The following is a 22,993-nucleotide window of genomic DNA, read 5'->3' on the forward strand; positions in this document are numbered from 1 at the left end:
GCATTGGCCACCGCACCGAACGCCGAAGATTGCGCGCCTTCCGCAAAGGCGCCGACACCGGCCGCGGTCGCGGCAAATCCATCGGCCTGCGCGCTGGCGCCCACCGCCGTTCCGCCCACACCGGCGCTGGTCGCGCCGGTGTCCACCGGCACCCCGCCATTGGTGATCAGCGGATTGCCGTCTTCATCCACCGCATTGCCGCCCACCGCCACCGCACCCGGGCCGGTGGCCCGGGCGTTCTGGCCGAACGCAGCGCTGTTCTGGCCCGAGGCCAGCGCGTTGAAGCCCACCGCCGTCGCCCCATCGGCATACGCATTGGCTCCGCTGCCGAAGGCCGAGGCGCCGTTGCCGATCGCATTGGTCGCTTCACCGGCCGCGGTGGCGTTGTCGCCTTCCACATACGCACCGGCATCGCTGTCGGTGCTACCGCTGGCCTGGAAATATTTGGCGGTGTTCTCCGCCACCGAGGCGACTTCATCCAGCTGCGCCACGTTCACCGCATCCGTGTCTTCGGTACCGGCCGCCACGTTGGTGACCTGACGCTCACTACCGGCATCGCCCACCGACACCGTGTTCTCGCGATCGGCTATGGAACCGGCGCCCAGGGCAACGCTGTTGTCGGCATCCGCGGTTGCATTCGCGCCCACCGCCACGCTGTCGGCGCCGTACGTGGTGCTGTAGTAACCCACTGCGGTGCTGTTGTCGCCGCTGGCCCAGGATTCCGCGCCGAGCGCGCTGGCATTGTCGCCGGGCGCGTAAGCGAAGAAGCCCACCGCGGTGCTTTCCAGGCCCGAAGCTTCCGCCAGGCTGCCGGCCACCGTGCTGTAGTCGCCCGAGGCGATCGCGCCTGCGCCAAAGGCCGAAGCGCTTTCGCCGGTGGCCTGCGTCGGCACGAAGAAGCCGAAACCCGGGATCAGGTCCGCGGGTCCGCCCACGGCGACGCTGCTGGTGCCGGTGGCGATGCTTTCGGCACCCATCGCGGTGGAATAATCGCCGGCGGCGGTAGCGACCGCACCGAATGCGGAGGACTCCGCACCTCCGGCGAATGCGCCCACGCCATAGGCCGACGAGGCGAAGCCGCTGGCTTCCGAACTGGCGCCCACCGCGGTTCCGCCGACTCCGGCGCTGGTCGCACCCGTATCGACCGGCACGCCACCAATGGTCAGCAGGGGATCGCCGTTCTCGTCCCCCGCCACCCCGCCGACCGCCACGCTGGCCGGGCCCAGGGCCTGCGCATTGTTGCCGAATGCCGCGCTGTTCTGGCCCGAGGCCAAGGCATTGAAGCCCACCGCCGTCGCGTTGTCCGCGTAGGCCGAGGCACCGCTGCCGAGGGCCGAAGCGCCATTGCCGATCGCATTGGCCGCCTCGCCTGCCGCGGTGGCGTTGTCGCCTTCCACGTACGCACCGGCATCGCTGTCGGCACTGCCCGAAGCCTGGAAATACTTGCTCGTGTTATCTGCGGTCGCCGCCACTTCGTTGAGCTGGTCCAGGTTCACCGCATCGGTGCCTTCGGTAGCCGCCGCCACGTTGGTGATCTGGCGCTCGCCGCCTGCGCTGCCCACCGATACGCTGTTGTCGCGATCGGCTATCGAACCCGCACCCAGCGCCACGCTGCCCAGGGCATCGGCATTGGCGCCCGCGCCCAGCGCAGTCGCGCCGTCTGCCGTCGCAAACGCGCTCTCGCCCAGCGACGTGCTGCTCTCGCCGCTCGACCAGCTATTCCAGCCAATCGCCGTTGCGTACTCGCCCGTCGCCCAGGCGCCGTTGCCGAACGCCGACGAACCGGTCCCGCTGGCTTCCGTCGGGATCAGGCCGAAGAACGTCGCACCGCCCACGGCTGTGCTTTCCTGCCCCGTCGCCTGCGACGACTCGCCCACCGCCGTGCTGCTGGCGCCGGTGGCCGCGCTCTGTGTGCCCACTGCCGTGGAGTAGTCGCCGATTGCATTGGCCACCGCACCGAACGCCGAAGATTGCGCGCCTTCCGCAAAGGCGCCGACACCGGCCGCGGTCGCGGCAAATCCATCGGCCTGCGCGCTGGCGCCCACCGCCGTTCCGCCCACACCGGCGCTGGTCGCGCCGGTGTCCACCGGCACCCCGCCATTGGTGATCAGCGGATTGCCGTCTTCATCCACCGCATTGCCGCCCACCGCCACCGCACCCGGGCCGGTGGCCTGGGCGTTCTGGCCGAATGCGGCACTGTTCTGGCCCGAAGCCAGCGCGTTGAAGCCCACCGCCGTCGCCCCGTCCGCATACGCATTGGCTCCGCTGCCGAAGGCCGAGGCGCCGTTGCCGATCGCATTGGTCGCTTCACCGGCCGCGGTGGCGTTGTCGCCTTCCACGTACGCACCCGCGCCGCTGTCTTCGCTGTCGCTTGCCTTGAAGAAGTGATCGGTATTGCTTGCCGTCTTGCCCACTTCGTCCAGCTGGGCCTTGTTCACCGCATCGGTGTCCTCGGTGCCTGCCGCGACGTTGGTGATCTGTCGGTCGAACGGCGCTACGCCGCTGGCCGGATCGGCGACGGAACTGCCGACCGATACGCTGTTGGCGCGATCGGCGACCGAATACGCGCCGAGCGCGACGCTGTTCTCGCCATACGCATCGCTTTCGTAGCCAAGGCCGGTGCTGTAGTCGACCCGCGCACGTGCCTGCCGGCCGAATGCGCTGGCGCCGACACCGTCGGTGCCGGACCTCTGCCCGACCGCGGTGTTTTCCTCACCATAGGCAAGGCCGCCGATCGCCACGCTGCGGTCGCCATGCGCTTCGGACCAGTTGCCGACCGCGGTACTGAAGGCACCGTAGCTGCGGGTCTGCTCGCCAATGGCCACGCTCCAGTCGCCTCTCGCAGTGCTGGCCGGGCCGATCGCGGTGGAGCTTTCGCCACTGGCCTCGGATACGGCTCCGATCGCGACCGAACCGTAGTTGGTGGCACGCGCGGCGACGCCGATCGCGGTCGACTCCTGCCCGGAGGCTTCGGTCGACCAGGTTTCCTCTTCCCAGGTCTCGCCGTTGATGACGGTCATCTGGCCACCGATCGCGGTGGCGCTCTGCCCGGTCGCCTGGCTGCCGACGCCGTAGGCGCTGCTCCACTTCTCCGTCGCCACCGCGTTATAGCCGGTGGCGGTGGCGAATTCGCCGACCGCGGCCGCGCCGCTGCCGAATGCAGATGCGCCCATGCCCAGCGCACTGCTGGTGGCACCGATCGCGGTGGTGTAGTCGCCTTCGGCGAGCGCATCGGAACCGAACGCCGCCGCTTCGGTACCGCTGGCCACCGTCCCGGCGCCTGCCGCCACCGCGCCAGTGCCGCCGATCCGGGCGTCGTCGCTGCCGTCCTGCAAACCGTCGGCTTTGAAATAGGCATCGGTGTTCTCGGCCACTTCAGCCACTTCGTTCAACTGCGCCACGTTCACCGCATCGGTGGCTTCGGTGCCGGCGGCCACGTTGGTGATCTGGCGTTCGGCGCCCGCGCTGCCCACCGATACCGTATTGGCGCGAGTGGCGACGGAGCCGGCGCCCAACGCCACGCTGTTGGCCGCAGAGGCGTTGGCGTTGTTGCCGACCGCAAGCGCGCTGGTCGCCGTGGCGCGCGAGTTGGTGCCGATCGCAATTGCGTTGGCGCCGGCAACCCCGGCGTTGAATCCGATGGCCACGCCATTTGCGCCATTGCTGGCGAAGGCGGTGTAGCCGATCGCCACGCCGTTGACCGATGTGCTGGAAGACTGGCGCCCGACGGCGACGCTGTTGGCAGCGCGCGCGGCGCTGTCGGCGCCCAACGCAGTGGCGCCGGTCGCGGTAGCGCTGCTGCCGGTGCCGAGGGCGGAACTGCGGTTGCCGCTGGCGGTGGTTTGCGCGCCGATAGCGACCGCATTGGCGCCGCTCGCGTTGGCGGAGCCGTCGACCAGGCACTGGTCTATCGCAGGCCAACTGTTCCAAACCAGGCATTCGGCATTGCCGCCTACTTCCACGGACTGGGCCAACGCCGCAGAGGCGAACAACGTGCTCAACGCCACCACAAGCGCACAGCGGTGCAGCGCGCCTGTTACGGCTTGTCCTTGCGCACCCGCGCTGTCTCCCGTTGCCAATTCCGAGGCCACGACCCACTGGCCCAACGTCTGGCTCCAAACCTTGCGATAAATGCGATTCATCGACACTTCCTTATTTTGAATTTGGCAAAGAGATACCCAAATCGCCTGGCGGGGGCCGGACGACCTAGTCGGAAATTGTGTAACCCCCATGGGGATGGCCTCGACGAAGGGTCGGGCCTTTGCGCTTCACGTCGTTCACGAGCTGAATGCATCCTTACACTGCAACTGTGTCTTGATATTCACCAGAGGTTTATCGACAGTCAAGCCATGCGAAATCTTGTGGATGCACTACACGAATTTTTCACGAAGCTGAAAAAAGCAATTGCATCCCTTCAGTAAACAAGTGCTTAAGAGCGCATTCCAAAGTCGAGTGACTGCATACGCGCGAGTACGCCGAAAACAAGAAAGCCCGCCGTTGTTGACTCCGGCGGGCTTGAAAAGAAAACGAACTTTTTTCGGTATGCGTGGTTATGAGACCCAAATTCGTGCGTTGCGGAAAATTCGCAGCCACGGGGAGTCGTCCTGCCATTCGCGCGGATGCCAGCTCAGGTTGACGCTGCGCAAGGTGCGTTCCGGATGCGGCATCAGGATGGTGCAACGGCCGTCGTCGCTGGTCAGGCCGGTGATGCCGTCGGGCGAGCCGTTGGGGTTGAGCGGATAGTGCGTGGCGACACGGCCTTCGCCATCGGTGTAGCGCAATGCCACCCTTGCCGCGGCCTGGTCGACGGAACTGTCGAACTCGGCACGGCCCTCGCCATGCGAAACCACGACCGGGATCCGCGAACCCGCCATCCCCCGCAGCAGGATCGATGGCGACTCGAGCACTTCCAGCAACGCCAGGCGCGCCTCGAACTGTTCGCTGCGGTTGCGCAGGAAGCGTGGCCAGTGCGCGGCGCCGGGAATGATGTCCTTCAACTGGCTGAGCATCTGGCAACCATTGCACACGCCCAGCGAGAACGCATCGTCACGGGCGAAGAATTCCGCGAATGCGTCGCGCAATGCGCCGCGCTCCAGGATCGAGGTCGCCCAGCCGCGACCCGCGCCGAGCACGTCGCCATAGCTGAAGCCGCCGCACGCGGCGAGGCCCTTGAAGTCGCCGAGTCGCGCGCGACCGGCGATCAGGTCGCTCATGTGCACGTCATGGGCTTCGAAACCGGCCCGGTCGAACGCGGCCGCCATTTCGACCTGGCCGTTGACGCCCTGCTCGCGCAGGATCGCGACCTTCGGCCTGGCGCCTTTGGAGATATACGGCAAAGCGATGTCTTCGGCCGGATCGAAGCTCAGCTTCGGACTCAGGCCGGACGCAGCGAAGTTTCGCGCAAGCTCGCGCTCCTCATCGGCCGCGTCCGGGTTGTCGCGCAACTTCTGCATGGCGTGGGTGACCGACCACCAGGCATCGTACAGTTCTTCCCAGCGCCATTGCGCCAGCACTTCGCCTTCCTGCTGGACGCGCACGGTCGGCGCACTGGTCGGCCTGGCGATGCGCTGCGCGCATTCGGTCAGCGCGTGGCGCTCGACCAGGTCGGCGAACGCGGCGCGGTCTTCGGCCGCGACTTGCACCACCGCGCCGAGTTCTTCGGCGAACAGGGTGCGGAAGGCATCGTCGCCCCAGCCATCCAGCTGGATGTCGAGCCCGCAGTGCGCGGCGAACGCCATTTCGCACAAGGTGGCGAAGGCGCCGCCGTCGCTGCGGTCGTGGTAGGCCAGCAACACGCCGGCCTCGCGCGCATCGCGGATCAGTTCGAAGAAATCGCGCAGGCGCTGCGGATCGTCCAGGTCGGGCACGCCATCCCCGGCTTCCTCGCCGGCGAACGCGGGAAGCACGTTGCCGCCGGCACCGGGATGGCATTGCGCCAGCACCGAACCACCGAGTCGCTTCTTGCCCGCGCCCAGTCCGATCAGCCACAGCTCGCTGTCTTCCTCGCGGGACAGCAACGGAGTGAGTTGCGCGCGCGCATCGGCGACCGGGGCGAAGGCGGTGATGACCAGCGATACCGGGGACACGGATTTCTGCGCGCCATCGTCCGCATGCCATTGCGCCTGCATCGACAGCGAATCCTTGCCGACCGGGATGCTGAGGTCTATTTCCGGGCACAGCTGCATGCCCACCGCTTTCACCGCCTCGAACAGCAACGCGTCTTCGCCGGGATGATTGGCGGCGGCCATCCAGTTGGCCGACAGCTTGATGCGCTCCAGCGATTCGACCGGCGCCGCGCACAGGTTGGTGATCGCCTCGCCCACGGCCATGCGCGCGGCGGCGGCGGCATCGAGCAACGCGAGCGGCGCGCGTTCGCCGATGGCCATGGCTTCGCCGCCGAATCCGTCGAAGCCGGACAGGGTGATGGCGCAATCGGCCAGCGGCAGTTGCCACGGACCGATCATCTGGTCGCGCGCGGTCAGGCCGCCGACGCTGCGATCCCCGATGGTGACCAGGAACTGCTTGGCCGCCACCGACGGATGCGCGAGCACGCGCAGGGCCGCGTCATGCAGGTCCAGGCCGGCGGTATCGAGCGCCGGCCAACGCGGCGCCGACGGACGCCGGGTATCGCGATGCATCTTCGGCGCCTTGCCGAAAAGGACGTCCATGGGGAGATCGATTGGCAGCTCTTGTGGAAGTGAGCCGATAGCCGCGCCGTAACCCACCACCAATCGCTCTTCCTCCGTCGCCCCCCCCACCGCCGCGAATGGACAACGCTCGCGCGCGCAGATTTCCGCGAATTCGGCCAGCCGCTCCTGGGCCACGCCCAGCACGTAACGCTCCTGCGATTCGTTGCACCACAGTTGCATCGGCGACAGCGAGGGATCGTCGCTGGGCACCTTGTCCAGGTCGATCACCCCGCCCCGGCCGGAATCGTGCAACAGCTCGGGAATCGCGTTCGACAGACCGCCCGCGCCGACGTCGTGGAACCAGCGGATCGGATTGTCCGCGCCCTGGGCCACGCAGCGATCAATGACTTCCTGGCAACGGCGCTCCATTTCCGGGTTGTCGCGCTGCACGCTGGCGAAATCCAGGTCTTCGGCGCTGTCGCCCGAGGCGACCGAACTGGCGGCGCCGCCACCCAGGCCGATCAGCATCGCCGGCCCGCCGAGCACGATCACCGCGTCGCCCGGCTGCAGGCGGATCTTTTCGACCTGGAGGCGGTCGATCGCGCCGAGGCCGCCGGCGAGCATGATCGGCTTGTCGTAGGCGCGGGTCAGTCGGCTCCCCTCAGGACCGCTGCCTTCGGCCAGTTCGAAGCTGCGGAAATAACCGGTCAGGTTGGGGCGACCGAATTCGTTGTTGAACGCGGCCGCGCCCAGCGGACCGTCAAGCATGATTTCCAGGGCCGGGGCCATGCGCGGATTGAGTCCGCGCGGCGCCTCCCAGGGCTGCGGCAGGGTCGGGATGCGCAGGTGGGAAACACTGAAACCGCTCAATCCGGCCTTGGGCTTGCCGCCGCGGCCGGTCGCGCCCTCGTCGCGGATCTCGCCGCCGGCGCCGGTGCTGGCGCCGGGAAACGGGGCGATGGCGGTCGGATGGTTGTGGGTTTCGACCTTGATGCAGAACGCCGACTCGACCACCGGTTCGTTGCGGTAGGCGCCACCGGCATCGGGGCGGAAGCGCGACGACGGGTAGCCTTCCACCACCGCCGCGTTGTCGCTGTACGCGGACAGGGTGTGCTGCGGGGTCTGGGCGTGGGTGTGCTTGATCATGCGGAACAAGGACTGCGGCCCGCCGTTGACGAGCATGTCCTTGCCATCGATGGTCCAGGTCGCGTTGAAGATCTTGTGCCGGCAGTGCTCCGAGTTGGCCTGCGCGAACATCATCAGCTCGACGTCGGAAGGATCGCGGCCGAGTTCGCGGTAGCGCAGGCGCAGGTATTCGATCTCGTCCTCGGCCAGGGCCAGCCCCAAACGCGTGTTGGCCGCTTCCAGCGTGGCCAGCGGGATGCGCTCCAGCGCGCCGCGGGCGGGCGTGGCGAACAAGGTCGCGGCGTGTTCGCGCGCGCCCAGCAACGACTGGGTCATGGGATCGTGCAGCAACCGCGCCAGGGCGGCGGAATCCTCCCAGCCCTGCAGGTCGATGCGGGTGCCGCGTTCGACCCGCTTCACCGCCAGCCCGGCGCCGCGCAGCAACTCGGTGGCCTTGCTGGCCCAGGGCGACAAGGTGCCCAGGCGCGGCACGATGAAGCGCGACCGGGTATCCGGCGCGGCGGCGACCGGATCCGCGGAAGCCTGCAGGATGCGCCCCAGGGTCGCGGCATCGACTTCGGCGCCCGCTTCGGGCTGGACGAAATAGACATGCCACGCGCCGCGCACCAGCACGGAGGGCGACAGGGACTGCAATCGGGATTCAAGCCGCGCGCGGCGGAACTGCGACAGGGCCGACTGGCCCTCGAGGACGATCATGTCCGGCAAACCGTGAGGAACGGGCCGTCTATTGTAACGAAGCCGGCGCTGGGCCGGCTTCGTTCTTGTCTCGATGGAGAGTCCGGGATCACGGCATGCCGGCCGGCGTGCCGGCCTGGCCCGCGGCGGCCAGCTTGTCCAGGGCCTCGCGCAACTGTTGCGGCGGCAAGTAACCGCCGAGCTGGGTGCCATCCGGCGCGAAGATCGCCGGCGTGCCGGAAATACCGAGGCGCTGGCCGATGTGGTATTCCATGTCCACCGGGCTCTTGCAGTCCTTTGCCGCGATCGGCTTGTCCGACTTGGCGTCGGTCAGGGCCTGCTTGCGGTCGCTGGCGCACCAGACCGAGATCATGTCGCGGTGATCCTGGCTGCCCAGGCCCATGCGCGGGAACGCCATGTACTGGACTTCGATGCCCAGCCGGTTGTATTCGGCGATTTCGCTGTGCAACTTGCGGCAGTAGCCGCATTCCACGTCGGTGAAGACATCGATCGTGTACTTGGGATTGGGCGGCGAGAACACGATGCGGTCCTTGGCCTTGATGCTGTCCAGCAGGCCACGACGGTATTTGGCCAGCGCCGGGCTACCCTGGGTCAGTTCGTTCTTCGTCTCCATGTCCAGTACCTGGCCCTGGACCAGGTACCTGCCGTCATCGCTGACCAGCACGACCTGCCCACCGACGATCGCCTCGCGGAAACCCGGCAGCGCGGAGGCTCCGACATAGTCGATCTGGATCTGCGGATTGAGCGCCTGCAGGGCCTGGCGCGTGCGTCCATCGGCGCTATCGGCCTTGGCGACATCATTCTTGGCGAGGGCAGGCGTGGTCGCGGGCTTGGCGGTCGCTGCTCCGGGTTGCGGTGCCTGGGCACAGGCGGAAAGGCTGGAGGTGCCCAGCAAGGCGGCGATGACGAGCAGATGCTTCATGAAGCAGTCCTTTGGAGGCGATGCGGGGGGCGGCGCGGGATTCGGCCGGGGTTCGCACTCGGATACGGGGAATTTTCGCATATCCCTCCATGCGAGGCTTCCGCGCGAAGCAGGTGCTGCTGAACGAATCCGTGTTGCCGTCCCCGGCGAGACATCGGGACTTCGGATACTCCGGCCCGGCCATCGATGGCCGGGCGTCCTCCAGGGCTGTGCGGCAATGCCGCGCAAGGCCCGCCTTGGCTCACCCGCGCGGGTGGTGTTTGGCGTGCAGTCGCTGCAGGTGTTCGCGCGCCACCAGCGTGTATATCTGGGTAGTGGACAGCGAACTGTGGCCGAGCAGCATCTGCAGGGCGCGCAGGTCGGCGCCGCGATTGAGCAGGTGGGTGGCGAAACTGTGACGCAGGCCGTGCGGGCTGATCTTGCCGGGATCGATGCCGGCGGCGGCGGCGTAACGCTTGACCAGCCCCCAGAACTGCTGGCGAGTGGGTGGGCTGCGGTCGCCGCCGAGGGATTTCCCATCGATGGATTTCCCGTTCAGGAACAGGCTCTCCGGGTTGGGCTTTCCCGCCAGTCGCGGGCGCGATTCGGCCAGGTATTTTTCCAGCCAGTACTGGGATTCCTCGCCCAGCGGCACCAGCCGTTCCTTGCTGCCCTTGCCGGTCACCCGGACCACGCCCTGGCGCAGGTTCACCGCATTGGCGGGCAGGCCGACCAGTTCGCTGACCCGCAATCCGGCGGCATACATCAGTTCGAACATGGCCCGGTCGCGCAGGCCCAGCGGCGTGTCGACCTGCGGCGCGGCCAGCAGCGCGTCGATCTGGCTTTCGGACAAGGCCTTGGGCAGGGAGCGCGGCAACTTGGGGGGATCGAGCAAGGCGGTGGGATCGTCGCTGCGCACGCCCCGGCGCAACAGCCACGCATAGAAGGCGCGCAACGACGACAGCAGACGCGCATTGCTGCGTTGCGAGTAGCCCTGCCCCGTGCGCATCGCCAGATAGTCGAACAAGCCGGCGCGGTCGGCTTTCGCCAGTCCGCCCTGGCGGATGTTGCGCCAGCGCGCGAAGCCTTCCAGGTCGCGGCGATAACTGGCCAGGGTCGGCTTGGCCAGTCCGTTTTCCGCCCAGATCGCATCCAGGAAAGCGGCGATGTCATCCGCATCGGACTCCGGCACTTCCGGCAATGACATGGCCAGCGAGCGTCGTTCGGCGGGAGTGCTTGAACTCATGCGGGCAGCTTAACGACGACGGCATCGGCCAGCTATGCTGATGCGATGGATACCGACGAAAATAACGCCATCGGCCGAAAACCCCGCGCACTGGTCGGCTGGCGCCTGCTCGCGCTGGCCTATGACCTGTGGCCGGTGCTGGCGCTGTGGATCCTGGTGGCGGTGCCGTTCACCGCCGGCTACACCTTCCTCGGCCACCACGATCCGCACCGGAACATTCCTCCCTACTCGCTGCTGTGGTGGCTGCTCTGGCTGAGCTGCTGGATCGTGGCCGGTCTGTACATCGTGCCCAGCTGGCGCCGCGGCGGCCAGACCCTGGGCATGCGCCCGTGGCGATTGAAGGTGATCGCGGCCGACGGCGGCGCGCCGTCGTGGCGTGCATTGTGGGTCCGTTACGCGGTCGCTACCGTTTCCTTGCTGCTGGGTGGGCTGGGTTTCTGGTGGGCGTGGGTGGATCGCGAGCGATTGACATGGCATGACCGGGCGAGCGGCACGCGCATGGTCCGGTCACAGAAAAAAACTTGATTCGCGTTGTCTTGTGGGAGGGGCTTCAGCCCCGACGCGGGGCAGACGAAAGCGTCGGGGCCGAAGCCCCTCCCACAACGAACCCGGGGTATTCGCGACTCACGTCGCTCCTACATCGCTCCTGCGCCGCTAACTGCTTCTTCGCCTGAACAGCCACGCCGATATTCCCAGCATCAATATCGGCGGCAGCAGGTAGGCGATGCGGAAATCGAGCTTGAACGCGCCGGCAAGACGGCTGAACTGCAACTGCAGCAACCAGAACCCCAGGGCGAACAGGATGCCGAAGAACAGCTGCTTGCCCAACCCGCCGCTGCGCAGGCTGCCGAAGGCGAACGGGATCGCTGCCAGGCACAACGCCAGCACGTTCAGCGGATAGAACCATCGGCCCCAGTAGACGTCTTCGTATTCGCGCGCGTCCAGGCCGTTGCGTTCGCGGTAATCGATGCTGCTGGCCAGGTCGCTGGCCGCCATGTACCGCGGCCGGGCGATGGTGGCCGCCAGCGCGACCGGGTCGAGCTCGGATTCCCAGCGCATGCCCAGGCTCTGCTGCTGGGTGACCGAGCGTTCGTTGAAGGTGGTGCGGAGCACGTTCTTCAGTACCCAACTGCCCTGCAGGTGCTCGGCCGTGGCCGCATGGACGATCGAAGCCAGCCTGCCGTCGTCGGCCACCTCGTACAGGCGCACGTCGCGCAACTGCAGCCATTGGTGGCCGTCGACCATGCGCTCGTCGCCATTGCGGGCGTTGAGGAAGACATTGCCCTCGCGCGCCCACAAGCCTGAGTACTTGGCCACCGCCAGGTTCTTGGAAGTGGCCGAGGTCTTCAGGTTGTCGGCCTGGGTCTGGCCCCAGGCACCGACGGTTTCCATGCCCAGCACCATCAGCCCGGTCAGCAGGGCCAGGGTGATCGCGACCGAGACGCTCAGGCGCCGCCGCGACAGTCCCACCGCGCGCAAGGCGATCAGTTCGGAACTGGTGGCCAACTGGCCCAGCCCCATCAACGCGCCGATCACCGCCGCGGTAGGGAACATGGTGTAGGCGCGGCGCGGGACGGTATAGGCGACATACGCCACGGCATGACCGAAGGTGTAATTGCCCTTGCCCAGGTCGCCGGCTTCGGTGGCTAGTGTGTTGACCACGTCCAGCCCGACCAGCACCGCCCAGACCAGCAGCACCGTGGTCAGCACCACCCGGCCCACGTACAGGTCGTGCAGGTTCGGCCTCAGCCTCATGCCTTCACCCTGGCCCGCGTCATGCGCCCATCGCGGAAATACAGCCAGGCGCCCGCGGCCAGCAGCGGCAGGCTCAGCCACCACAGGCCGAGCAGCGGCGGGATCTTGCCTTCCGACAGCGCATTGGTGCCGATGAACATCAGGTTGGTGCCGACCAGGTAAGCGAGGAAGCCGAGCATGATCCGTCCATAACGCGCCTGGCGTGGCGAACTGCGCGCCAGCGGCAAGGTCATCAGCGCGAAGGCCAGGGCCAACAGCGGCGGTGCGATTCGCGCATGCAGCTGCGCATTGGCGTCGGGGCGCTTGTCGCCCAGCAGGGCCAGGGTAGGCAGCAACTCGGGATCGGCTTCGTCGCGGATATCGGCGCGGTCGGGCAAGGCGAACTCGTTGCTGGCGAAACGCATCAGGTTGTAATCGCGGCCCTGCTCCAGCGGCCCTTCCACCCTGAAACCTTCGTTCAGACGCATATAGCGGTCACGTGCTCCCTCGAAGAACATCTCGCCACTGCGCGCAGTCACCACATCCAGGCGGTCGTCCTGCTGGCGCTGCACGAATACCTTCCGCAATTGGGTGCCGTCGGCGGAAATGCCGCCGATGTAGATCACGCTGCCATTGGGCAGCATGGTGAACTTGCCCGCATCCAGTCCCGCCACCACCAGGCTGCGGTTGGCATGCTCGATCATGCGTTCGCTGGTGCGGTCGGCCCACGGCCCGAGCCACAGCGACAAGGTCCCGATCACCACCACCACCGGCGCCACCAGCAGCAGGATCGGCCTCAACAGGCGCTTCGGGCCCACCCCGATCGAGGTCAGCACCGGCATTTCCGAATCCCGGTACAACCGTGAAAAGGACAGCAACAGCCCCAGCATGAGCGCCAATGGCAGGATCAGCGGCAGATAATTGAGCAGTTGCAGCCCCATCTGCGACAAAAGCAGGCCGGCCGGCAGCCTGCCATCGGCGATATTGCCCAGGAGGTCGGCCATGACCCCGCCCAGGCTCACCACCAGCAACACGATCAACGTGGCCAGGAAGCTCTGGGTGAATTCGCGGAAGAGGTAGCGGTCCAGCTTCGCCATAAGGGGTTGGTTTACAATCTCGCGTTCGTTCGCTGGGGTTCCGGGCCACGTTTTGACGGCCTGGCGCGGGTAATGCCGCTGCCCTGAGACCAGCGATTGTACGGAACACTTGTACAGAACACGTCACCTACCGATTCGGGAATCTGCTCAATGTCACTGGAATTCACACTGAACCACGACGCGCCGGCCACGGCCGGCTTCGACTGCATCGTGGTAGGCGCCTTCGGCGACAGGACCCTCAGCCCCGCCGGGCGTGCGCTCGACGCGGCCAGCGGCGGCAAGCTCAACGCGCTGGTCCAGCGCGGCGACGTGGGCGGCAAGACCGGCAAGACCACCCTGCTGCACGACCTGCCCGGCGTCACCGCGCCGCGCGTGCTGGTGATCGGCCTGGGCGACACCGCCAAGTTCGGCGTGCCGCAATACCTCAAGGCGGTCGCCGACGCCGCCCGCGCGCTCAGGGTCGGGCCTTCGGCCAATGCGCTGTTCACCCTTTCGGAACTGGAAGTGAAGGATCGCGACGCCGCATGGAACATCCGCCAGGCCGTGATCGCCGCCGACCACGCCAGCTACCGCTATACCGCCACCCTGGGCAAGAAGAAGAACGACGACACCGGCCTGGCCACGCTGGCGATCAATGGCGATGACGAAGAAGCGCTTGCGCGTGGCGTCGCCATCGCCGCGGGCGTGACCTTCGCCCGCGAGCTCGGCAACCTGCCGCCGAACATCTGCAACCCCGCGTACCTGGCCGAACAGGCGCGCAAGTTCGCCACCGAGCACGCGGGCGCCGAGTCCGAGATCCTCGATGAAGCGCAGATGGAAGCGCTGGGCATGGGTTCGCTGCTGGCCGTCGCCCGCGGCTCGAGCAACCGGCCGCACCTGATCGTGCTCAAGTGGAACGGTGGCGGCGACGCCAAGCCGTTCGTCATGGTCGGCAAGGGCATCACCTTCGACACCGGCGGCGTCAACCTGAAGACCCAGGGCGGCATCGAGGAAATGAAGTACGACATGTGCGGCGCGGCCAACGTGATCGGCACCTTCGTCGCCGCAGTGAAGATGAAACTGCCGTTGAACGTGGTCGTGGTCGTGCCCGCGGTCGAGAACGCGATCGACGGCGACGCCTATCGCCCTTCCGACGTCATCACCAGCATGTCCGGCAAGACCATCGAGGTCGGCAACACCGACGCCGAAGGCCGCCTGATCCTGTGCGACGCGCTGACCTACGCGCAGCGCTTCGAACCCGAGGCGCTGCTCGACGTCGCCACCCTGACCGGCGCCTGCATCGTGGCGTTGGGTCGCTACGCCACCGGCCTGATGAGCAAGCACGACGACCTGGCCGACGAACTGGTCGCCGCCGGCGAACACGTATTCGACCGCGCCTGGCGCCTGCCGTTGTGGGACGAATACCAGACCCAGCTCGATTCCACCTTCGCCGACGTCTACAACATCGGCGGCCGCTGGGCCGGCGCCGTCACCGCCGGCTGCTTCCTCTCGCGCTTCACCGAGAACCAGCGCTGGGCGCACCTGGACATCGCCGGCGTGGCCAACGACGAAGGCAAGCGCGGCATGGCCACCGGCCGGCCGGTCGGTTTGCTGGCGCAGTGGTTGCTGGATAGAAGCGAGAAGTGAGCGCAGAGGAGTGAGCAGTGCCTTTGCTTGTCACTCACTCCTCACTCCTCTCCACTAACTCCTGCCCCTATGCCCCGCGCCGACTTCTACCTCATCGCCAAACCGCGCTTCCTCGAGGAGCCGCTGAAGCTCGTCTGCGAGCTGGCGCGCAAGTCCTACGACGCCAGCCTGTGGACGTTGATCCTGGCGCGCGACGCGGAGCAGGCCGAACAGATCGACGCGCTGCTGTGGGAAATGGACGACGACGCCTACATCCCGCACCAGATCGCCGGCGATGAAGAGGACGAACTCGCGCCGGTGCTGATCGCCACGCCTGATCTCGATGTGCCTGCGCGTGCACTGGTGATCAACTTGCGCGACGCGGCCTTCGACGGCCCCTGCGAACGCATCCTGGAAGTCGTACCCGCCGACGAATCCGCGCGCGAACCGCTTCGCGAGCGCTGGAAGCAGTACAAGGCGCGTGGGTACGACGTCAAAAAGCACGATATGTAATCCAGCACCAAAGCAACACCACTCCGTTACAACGTCATCCCTGCGAAAGCCGGAACCTATTTTGATCTTGCTGTTGCCTTGTACTTGATGCATCCGGCAAAAAAGCAGGATGGATCCCAGCTTTCGCTGGGATGACGATCGAAATGATCTGGAACCTCATGACCGAACTCGCCTCCAGCTACGACCCCAAGTCCTTCGAAACCCGCCTCTACGCGGAGTGGGAAAGCGCCGGCTATTTCAAGCCCAGCGGCAAGGGCGAGCCGTACACCATCCTGCTGCCGCCGCCCAACGTCACCGGCACCCTGCACATGGGCCATGCCTTCCAGCAGACGCTGATGGACGCGCTGGTCCGCTATCACCGCATGCGCGGCTACGACACCCTGTGGCAGATGGGCAGCGACCATGCCGGCATCGCCACCGAAATGGTGGTCTCGCGCAATCTGGCGCTGGAAGGCAAGGGCGAGACCCGCGACTCGCTGGGCCGCGACGGTTTCATCGAAAAAGTCTGGGAATGGAAGGCGCAATCCGGCGATACCATCGAACGGCAGATGCGCCGCATCGGCACCTCCGGCGACTGGTCGCGCAGCGCTTTCACCATGGATCCGATGGCGTCGAAGGCGGTGATCGAGGCCTTCGTTCGAATGCACGAGGAAGGCCTGATCTACCGCGGCCAGCGCCTGGTCAACTGGGACCCGGTGCTGAAGACCGCGATCTCCGACCTGGAAGTGGAGAACGTGGAGCAGGATGGTTTCCTCTGGTCGATCGCCTATCCGCTCAGCGACGGCAGCGGAACGCTCACGGTGGCGACCACGCGCCCGGAAACCATGCTCGGCGACTCCGCCTTGGCCGTGCATCCGGAAGACGAGCGTTACGCGCACCTGGTCGGCAGGACGGTGAAGCTGCCGTTGACCGGGCGCGAGATCCCGATCATCGCCGACACCTATGTCGAGCGCGATTTCGGCACCGGCGTGGTCAAGATCACCCCGGCGCACGACTTCAACGATTACCAGGTCGGGCAGCGCCACGACCTGCCGCTGATCAACATCCTCACCCCGACCGCGGCGATCAACGACACCGCGCCGGAAAGATATCGCGGGCTCGACCGCTACGAAGCCCGCAAGCAAATCCTCGCCGACCTGGAAAGCGAAGGCCTGCTGGTCGAAACCAGGCCGCACAAGCTGCAGGTGCCGAAGGGCGACCGCACCGGCCAGGTGATCGAGCCGTACCTGACCGACCAGTGGTTCGTGAAGATGGACGGCCTTGCGGCCCGCGGCCTCGAACTGGTGGAGAGCGGCGGCGTCAGGTTCGTTCCCGGCAACTGGATCAACACCTATCGCCACTGGATGGAGAACATCCAGGACTGGTGCATCAGCCGCCAGCTGTGGTGGGGGCATCGCATCCCGGCGTGGTTCGATGAAGCGGGCAACTGTTACGTCGCACGCACCGAGGAAGAAGCGTACGCAAAGGTCGCCCTCCGTAGAGCGGAGCTTGCTCCGCTTGGCGACGGCAGCGGAGCGAGCTCCGCTCTACGCCAGGACAACGACGTGCTGGAAACCTGGTTCAGCTCGCAACTGTGGCCGTTCAGCACCCTGGGCTGGCCCGACGAACAGGCGATGGCCGAACGCGGTTTCGACCGTTATCTGCCCAGCAGCGTACTGGTCACCGGCTTCGACATCATCTTCTTCTGGGTCGCGCGGATGGTCATGGCGACCGATCATTTCACCGGCAAGATCCCGTTCAAGGACGTCTACATGACCGGCCTGATCCGTGATGCCCACGGCCAGAAGATGTCCAAGTCCAAGGGCAACGTGCTGGATCCGCTGGACATCATCGACGGCATCGCCCTGGAAGACCTGGTCGCCAAGCGCACCACCGGGCTGATGAAGCCGACCGACGCGCCCAAGATCGAGAAGGCCACGCGCAAGGAATTCCCCGACGGCATCGCCGCCCACGGCGCCGACGCGCTGCGCTTCACCATCGCCGCGCTGGCCAACCACGGCCGCGACATCAAGTTCGACATGGGCCGCGCCGAGGGCTACAAGAATTTCTGCAACAAGTTGTGGAACGCCACGCGCTTCGTGCTGATGAACACGGAAACGTTCACCCTTCCCCCGCTTGCGGGGGAAGACGCCCGCAGGGCAGATGGGGGCGCTCTTGGCAAGCCCGTCACCGACGCCGAAAAGTGGATCCTTTCCCGTCTCGCCAAGGTCGCTGCCGAAGCCGAAACCCATTACGCAGATTACCGCTTCGACCTGCTCGCGCAGGCCTTGTACGAATTCGCCTGGAACGAATTCTGCGACTGGTTCCTGGAATTGTCCAAGCCGGCGCTCAATGGCGAGGACACCGAAGCCGCGGACAGCACGCGCCACACCTCCCTGTACGTCCTCGAATCGCTGCTGCGGCTGCTGCATCCGCTGGTGCCGTTCGTCACCGAGGAGCTCTGGCGGCAGGTCGCGCCGCGCCTGGGCATCGAAGCGGCGACGATTTCACTGCAGCCTTACCCCATCGCTTCCGACTACGCCACGCAGGATTACGTCCAGGCCGGCGTCGACGTGGAATGGCTCAAGGACATGGTCTCCGCGTTGCGCCGCGTGCGCAGCGAACTGGGCGTGTCGCCGGGCAAGCAGGTCCGCCTGCTGCTGCAGGACGGCAGCGACAACGATCGCAAGCTGGCGGATCGCTACGCTTCGCAGCTGTCGTTCCTGCTGAAGCTCGAAGCCATCGAATGGCTGTCGGCCGATGGACAAGCCCCCGCCTCGGCCGTGGCCATCGTCGGCGAGCTCAAGCTGCTGGTGCCGCTGGAAGGCCTGGTCGACCTGGATGCGGAACGCACGCGCCTGGACAAGGAGATCAAGCGCGTGGAAATCGAGATCGCCAAGTGCAGCGGCAAGCTGGCCAGCGACACCTTCGTGCAGAACGCGCCCGCCGCCGTGGTCGAGCAGGAGCGCAAGCGCCTGGTCGACTGGAACACCCAGTTGTCCGGCCTGCGCGAGCAACGCGCAAAGCTGTAATGGTGAATGTGGGAGCGACGTAAGCCGCGAAGCCGATCAATCGAAGAGCATTCGCGGCTTACGCCGCTCCCACAGCTCCCACAGTCGCGGAACCTATTTGTTCGCCGGCTTCTTCAGCAGGCTGAAGGCGAACCCCGCCACGATCAGCGCGCCGCCTACCAGCAGCGCCCACAGCAGCCAGGCCTTCCAGTCGCGCTCGACCGGCGCGGGCGTCAATGCCGCCGCACCCGCCAGCGCCTGCATCGGGCCTAGCGTGGCGTCCGCCGGCTGCCAATCCTGGCCACGCTGCGCGCGCAAGGCATCGACCAGTTGCGGCAACGGCGCATCGGCGCGCTTGCCGCGTGCGCTTCCCGCCAGCAGCGCGTAAGGCGCCCTGCCCTGGGCGAGGAACACGACCACTTCCGGACGATAGCCCAGCCGCAGCGTCGGCAGGGCATCGCCCACCTCATTGCCAGGAATCAGGCGCCAGTAACGGTCGCGATCCAGCTGGCCGAGCGATTGCGGCGCGGAACGGTTGGCTGTCGCGCCGCCCTCCAACTGGAACGCGATCCATGGTGCGCTGGCAGGACGCCATGCGGCTTCCTCGTCGTCGCGCGATTGCAGCGTCCATTGGTTGCTGCTGTTGCCGGGCAACACCACGTCGGCGCGCTCGAATGGGAAGCGGCCCTCCAACTGGAACTGGAATGAGTAGGTGCCGTCCTTCTCTGCCACGCGCTTGCCGGCGATTTCCTCCCACTGCCAGCTTTCCGATGCGGGCGCAGGTGCCAGCTCGGCACGCACTGTCGTCAACGAGAGCGCACCCTGGTTTTTCTGCAACGGCGCCAGTCGCAGGTATTTCGCCTGGACACCCTCCAGTTCGATCCTGTCCTTGAACACGCGTGCGCCGTTGTTCTCCAGTTCGACCAGATGCCCCTCTTCCTGCACGACCCGCCAGTTCTTCAGGTCGTCCGAGGCGCTCACCCGGTACGGCCGGTCGAACGGCGCCTGCCCCACGGCCCAGGTGACTTGCAATGCCTGCACCGGTTCACGCAAACGGCTGGTATCGACGAGGTATTCGTTGCTCGAGCCACCACCGGTGGCGCCGGCATCGGTCATCACCACCCGGCGCAAACTTCCATCCGCGGCGATCTCGCTGATCGAAGCGATGTCGCGCGACGGCGAAGCGCTGCCGGAAGGCAGGGGGAACCACGGCACCTGCACCGCGTTCGCCGGTCGCGCCAACGGTTGCGCGGCGTCGAAAAGCGATGCCGCCACCGCGACGCCATCGGCATTCACCACCACCAGGTCTTTCAAATCTGGCGACTGCAGCTGCCGGTACACCGTCCGATCCAGTACCACCCGGTAGGCGCCCGCATCGGCATTCGACAAGGCCAAGGGCCATTGCTGCGCATAGTCGTCGCGCGCGCCAGCGAAGGCGGCCAGCGGCAGGAGTGCGATCCAGGCGAGATGTTTCATGTGGAGACTTCCTCGGTGGCGGCGCGCGGCGGCGCAGGCGCGAAATAACCGACCAGCGTGCACAGCAGGCCGTAGGCGATGAACGAACCGATGCCGAGCAGGTTGCCCAGGTGCTGGCGATCGACGAACACCAGCTTGGCCAGCACCACCCCCATCAGCACCGCACCGGCCAGCCACAACCCGCGCTGGCCGCGGCGCGAGCCGATGACCCAGCCCAGCACGCCCAGCACGCTCCAGACCACGGTCAGGCTGGTCTGCGCCAGGCTGGTCGAAAGCATGTCCGGGTTCCATTCCACGCCACCCCAGTGGTGCACGGCGCGCAAGGTGACGAAGGTGACCATGAGGAAGCCGGCCGCCGACATCTTGAAGATGCGCAGGCGTTGCAGCCAGGCCGGCGCCTGTTCCGACCACAACCAGCGCGCGGCCAGGGCCAGCAGTGCGAGCTGCGCCAGCTCCATCGGATTGAGCAAGGGAATCCACGGCAGCGGCGCGCTGTCGCCGGGCAAGGACAAGGCAACCAGCCACCACAGCCCCAGCACGGTGAAGTACGTCGTCTGCAAGGCGGTGCGATAAGGATCAAAGCGCTCGCCTTGCGGTGCGGCCAGCCACGACCAGCGGAAGATCGACAGCATGATCGCCGCCAGCCATGGCAACGACAGCAACGCCACCTGCCAGCCCTGCGCCAGATCGAAACGATCGGCCAGCCAGGAGAACAGCAGCGACGCCACCGCTGGCCACACCAGCCACCAGGCGAACTGCGCCCAACCGGCGAAACGGTCTTCACTTGCGCGCAGGCACAGCAGGCTGCGGATACCGAGCACCGCGAAGGCGAGCCATGCCCACAATCCGTAATCGGCGAACGGCTGCTGGTGCGCGTCCATCTGCGCCAGTGCCAGCGGCAGCGCGACCACGAAGCCGGCCAGCGTGGTCAGCGCCAGCGCGGAAGCCGGACGCTTGCGGTGCACTTCCGCGGCCAGCCAGCCGGTCACGGCGGCGAAAGCGAGCAAGGCGTCGGCAATACTGTGCGAAGGAACGAAGCGGGTGATCTCGTTGATCCCGTTGCCGCACCACCACAACAAGCCCCACAGGTAGTACGGCAATGCGAACGGCGTCCGCTCTTCCCGGCGGTACGCCCAGGCGCTGGCGAACCCGGCCAGGGCGATCAGCAGCGTGCCCATGAAGGTGGGATTGGCGATGGCCTGCTCGTTCGGCCAGTACTGCGCGACGCCGATGGACAGCGCGGCGGCGGCGGCCAGTTGCAGACCTGCGCCGGTGAGCTGCGGCAGCCAGCGTTGCTGGCGCAGTCCGAGCCAGGCCAGCGCCGCGCCTTCCAGGGCGAACACCGACGCGGTCGCGCGCGCCGACAAGGCCAACGGTACCGCCAGCGTGGCGAAGCCGACCGCGAGCAAGGCGTACGACGTACCGAGCGCGGCATAACGCTCGCGGTGGATGAACAGTTTCGCCAGCACTGCGTACAGCGCGCCCAATCCGAGCGCGCACAAGGCCAGCGGCATGCGCGGACTTTCATCGTTCGGCATCAGCAACGCCGCCTGCAGCGAGAACACGACCAGCGGCGTGCCGAACACCAGGCAGCCGTCGATGAAATCGCCGCGGCTGGCCGGCTGCTTGCGCGCGTACAGGATCGGAATTAGCAGGTAGAAGGCGAAGAACAGCAGCAGGAAGGGCTCGGTGCTGGCGAACTTTTCGGCCCGGTACTGCAGCACGCCCCACAGCGTGCCGATACCGAAGGTGAAGACGAAACCCAGCAGGTTGAGGATCCGCCACGGCCGGAACCAGGCGATGGCCAGGATCGCTGCGTTCAACACCGCGTAATACGAGAACAACGCCACGTGGTTGCCGCTGTCGGTGGACAGCCAGATCGGGGCCATGAAACCGGCGAGGATGCCGAGCACCGCCAGCGTCTTCGAGTTCTGCACCACCGCCAGCACGCAGACGCCTGCGATCAGCACGACGCTGATGCCGAACGCGGCCGCGGCCGGGATCAGGTGGTACATCTTGAACGCGGCGAACACGGTCAGCAGCAACACGCCGATCGCACCGCCCTGCACCGCCAGCGCGAACGAGCGCTTTTCTTCGCGCTGACGCCAACCGAACACCAGGCCCGCCAGCGCGGCAGCGGAGATGCCGGCCAGGCGCAACTCGATCGGCATGGTCAGCCAGCCCTGGTCGCTGGCGTATTTCAGCAACGCTGCCACGCCGGCCAGCAGCACCAGCATGCCGATCTTCACCGGCACGTTGCCCACGGTGAACCAGCGCTTGATCGCGCGCGCTGCCACGGTGAAAACATCGGGAGTGGAAGGTGGTGGCGGCACCGAGGGGCGTGGGGGCAGGGGCGGCGGCGCTGGAGCGCGCGGCATCACCGGCAAGGGCGACGCCACCGTCGGATCGGGCACTTCCGCTAGCCGGATCGTGGCCTCCGGTTCTTGCACGCTCGGCTTGCGGGTCAGTTCGGCCAGGGTCGGTTCGCGGGCCATGGCTTCATCGGAAGGCATGTCGTCCGCAACCGCAGCAGCGGGCGCGCGTTGATAGGCCGGCCTTGCCGCGGCAGGTGCCGGCTCGGAAGCCCGCAGGCGGTAAACCTCGCCCTCCAGATCGCCGACGCGTCGCTTGAGCCCGCTGATCGACACCAGCGCCACGATGAGCAGGATCGGCACCGCCAGTACCACCAGGCCAAGCAGAACCAGTACGCCCGCCAGATCATCCATCGCGTCGTTTCCCCATGTGTGCTGGCGCAGCCTCAGTCAATCGCGATGCATTTGCAATACGGCGGCGGCAGGTAGGCCGCCGCGCACCCCGCAGTAGCCGATTGCTATACCCCCGATACGACAGGAGCGCCACATGGGCGCTCCTCTTCTTCGTCATTCCCGCGCAGGCGGGAACCTAGTGACTTCAAGCCATCGGCGAGCAAAGGCGCTGGGTCCCCGCCTACGCGGAGACGA

At 66.7% G+C, this 22,993-nt stretch carries 12 protein-coding genes; 4 read left to right on the top strand and 8 right to left on the bottom strand.

Going from position 1 to position 22,993, the window contains the following annotated elements; all coding sequences use genetic code 11:
* The 4 genes from CSC74_RS09790 to xerD form a co-directional block, all read right to left on the bottom strand.
* Positions 1 to 4,142, bottom strand: a 4,142-nt coding sequence (locus CSC74_RS09790; RefSeq protein ID WP_281349743.1) for an ESPR-type extended signal peptide-containing protein, incomplete at its 3' end; no start/stop codon positions are given.
* 408 nt (positions 4,143 to 4,550) lie between these two features.
* The gene (gene purL / locus CSC74_RS09795; RefSeq protein WP_162314289.1) at positions 4,551 to 8,471 is read right to left on the bottom strand and encodes a phosphoribosylformylglycinamidine synthase; all 3,921 of its coding nucleotides are present in this window, start codon (positions 8,469 to 8,471) and stop codon (positions 4,551 to 4,553) included.
* A gap of 88 nt (positions 8,472 to 8,559) precedes the next feature.
* The gene (locus CSC74_RS09800; RefSeq protein ID WP_162314290.1) at positions 8,560 to 9,393 is read right to left on the bottom strand and encodes a thioredoxin fold domain-containing protein; all 834 of its coding nucleotides are present in this window, start codon (positions 9,391 to 9,393) and stop codon (positions 8,560 to 8,562) included.
* A gap of 241 nt (positions 9,394 to 9,634) precedes the next feature.
* A complete protein-coding gene (gene xerD, locus CSC74_RS09805) occupies positions 9,635 to 10,618 on the bottom strand; it encodes a site-specific tyrosine recombinase XerD (RefSeq protein WP_162314291.1) in 984 nt (327 codons plus the stop codon).
* 45 nt (positions 10,619 to 10,663) lie between these two features.
* Between xerD and CSC74_RS09810 the strand changes: the two genes are divergently transcribed.
* Positions 10,664 to 11,143: an RDD family protein gene (locus CSC74_RS09810; protein ID WP_162314292.1), complete on the top strand. Its 480-nt coding sequence runs from the start codon at positions 10,664 to 10,666 to the stop codon at positions 11,141 to 11,143.
* A 129-nt stretch (positions 11,144 to 11,272) separates the two neighbouring features.
* Here CSC74_RS09810 and lptG read toward each other — a convergent pair whose 3' ends face one another.
* Together lptG and lptF are read right to left on the bottom strand one after the other, a co-directional pair.
* Complete coding sequence (gene lptG / locus CSC74_RS09815; protein WP_162314293.1) at positions 11,273 to 12,373, bottom strand: LPS export ABC transporter permease LptG; 1,101 nt, start codon at positions 12,371 to 12,373, stop codon at positions 11,273 to 11,275.
* Positions 12,370 to 13,449 (bottom strand): LPS export ABC transporter permease LptF, encoded by a 1,080-nt coding sequence (gene lptF / locus CSC74_RS09820; RefSeq protein WP_162314294.1) that lies wholly within the window; start codon positions 13,447 to 13,449, stop codon positions 12,370 to 12,372. The genes lptG and lptF overlap by 4 nt, the downstream gene beginning before the upstream one ends.
* Before the next feature lie 150 nt (positions 13,450 to 13,599).
* Here lptF and CSC74_RS09825 point away from each other — a divergent pair, with 150 nt between their 5' ends.
* The 3 genes from CSC74_RS09825 to CSC74_RS09835 all read left to right on the top strand — a co-directional run bounded on the left by CSC74_RS09825 (position 13,600) and on the right by CSC74_RS09835 (position 18,578).
* Positions 13,600 to 15,075, top strand: coding sequence for a leucyl aminopeptidase (locus tag CSC74_RS09825; RefSeq protein WP_162314295.1), 1,476 nt, complete (start codon positions 13,600 to 13,602; stop codon positions 15,073 to 15,075).
* Between the two features lie 69 nt (positions 15,076 to 15,144).
* The gene (locus CSC74_RS09830; RefSeq protein ID WP_162314296.1) at positions 15,145 to 15,567 is read left to right on the top strand and encodes a DNA polymerase III subunit chi; all 423 of its coding nucleotides are present in this window, start codon (positions 15,145 to 15,147) and stop codon (positions 15,565 to 15,567) included.
* Positions 15,568 to 15,725: 158 nt separating this feature from the next.
* Positions 15,726 to 18,578: a valine--tRNA ligase gene (locus tag CSC74_RS09835; protein ID WP_162314675.1), complete on the top strand. Its 2,853-nt coding sequence runs from the start codon at positions 15,726 to 15,728 to the stop codon at positions 18,576 to 18,578.
* A gap of 93 nt (positions 18,579 to 18,671) precedes the next feature.
* On the opposite strand, the gene CSC74_RS09840 is transcribed toward CSC74_RS09835, so the two are convergent.
* Positions 18,672 to 20,033 carry a DUF3999 domain-containing protein gene (locus tag CSC74_RS09840; protein WP_162314297.1) on the bottom strand — a complete coding sequence of 454 codons (1,362 nt, stop codon included), beginning with the start codon at positions 20,031 to 20,033 and terminating at the stop codon, positions 18,672 to 18,674.
* On the bottom strand, positions 20,030 to 22,750 hold the full coding sequence (locus tag CSC74_RS09845; RefSeq protein WP_162314676.1) for a DUF2339 domain-containing protein: 2,721 nt from the start codon (positions 22,748 to 22,750) through the stop codon (positions 20,030 to 20,032). Before CSC74_RS09845 ends, CSC74_RS09840 begins: the two co-directional genes overlap by 4 nt.
* Between the last annotated feature and the right edge of the window lie 243 nt (positions 22,751 to 22,993).

This window comes from Pseudoxanthomonas yeongjuensis (genome assembly GCF_010093345.1).
Taxonomy (GTDB): domain Bacteria; phylum Pseudomonadota; class Gammaproteobacteria; order Xanthomonadales; family Xanthomonadaceae; genus Pseudoxanthomonas_A; species Pseudoxanthomonas_A yeongjuensis.

Bases quoted from the DNA above. Each gene is read 5' to 3' on its own strand.
- purL (WP_162314289.1), bottom strand. From the start codon at position 8,471: ATGATCGTCCTCGAGGGCCAGTCGGCCCTGTCGCAGTTCCGCCGCGCG.
- CSC74_RS09800 (WP_162314290.1), bottom strand. From the start codon at position 9,393: ATGAAGCATCTGCTCGTCATCGCCGCCTTGCTGGGCACCTCCAGCCTT.
- xerD (WP_162314291.1), bottom strand. From the start codon at position 10,618: ATGAGTTCAAGCACTCCCGCCGAACGACGCTCGCTGGCCATGTCATTG.
- CSC74_RS09810 (WP_162314292.1), top strand. From the start codon at position 10,664: ATGGATACCGACGAAAATAACGCCATCGGCCGAAAACCCCGCGCACTG.
- lptG (WP_162314293.1), bottom strand. From the start codon at position 12,373: ATGAGGCTGAGGCCGAACCTGCACGACCTGTACGTGGGCCGGGTGGTG.
- lptF (WP_162314294.1), bottom strand. From the start codon at position 13,449: ATGGCGAAGCTGGACCGCTACCTCTTCCGCGAATTCACCCAGAGCTTC.
- CSC74_RS09825 (WP_162314295.1), top strand. From the start codon at position 13,600: ATGTCACTGGAATTCACACTGAACCACGACGCGCCGGCCACGGCCGGC.
- CSC74_RS09830 (WP_162314296.1), top strand. From the start codon at position 15,145: ATGCCCCGCGCCGACTTCTACCTCATCGCCAAACCGCGCTTCCTCGAG.
- CSC74_RS09835 (WP_162314675.1), top strand. From the start codon at position 15,726: ATGACCGAACTCGCCTCCAGCTACGACCCCAAGTCCTTCGAAACCCGC.
- CSC74_RS09840 (WP_162314297.1), bottom strand. From the start codon at position 20,033: ATGAAACATCTCGCCTGGATCGCACTCCTGCCGCTGGCCGCCTTCGCT.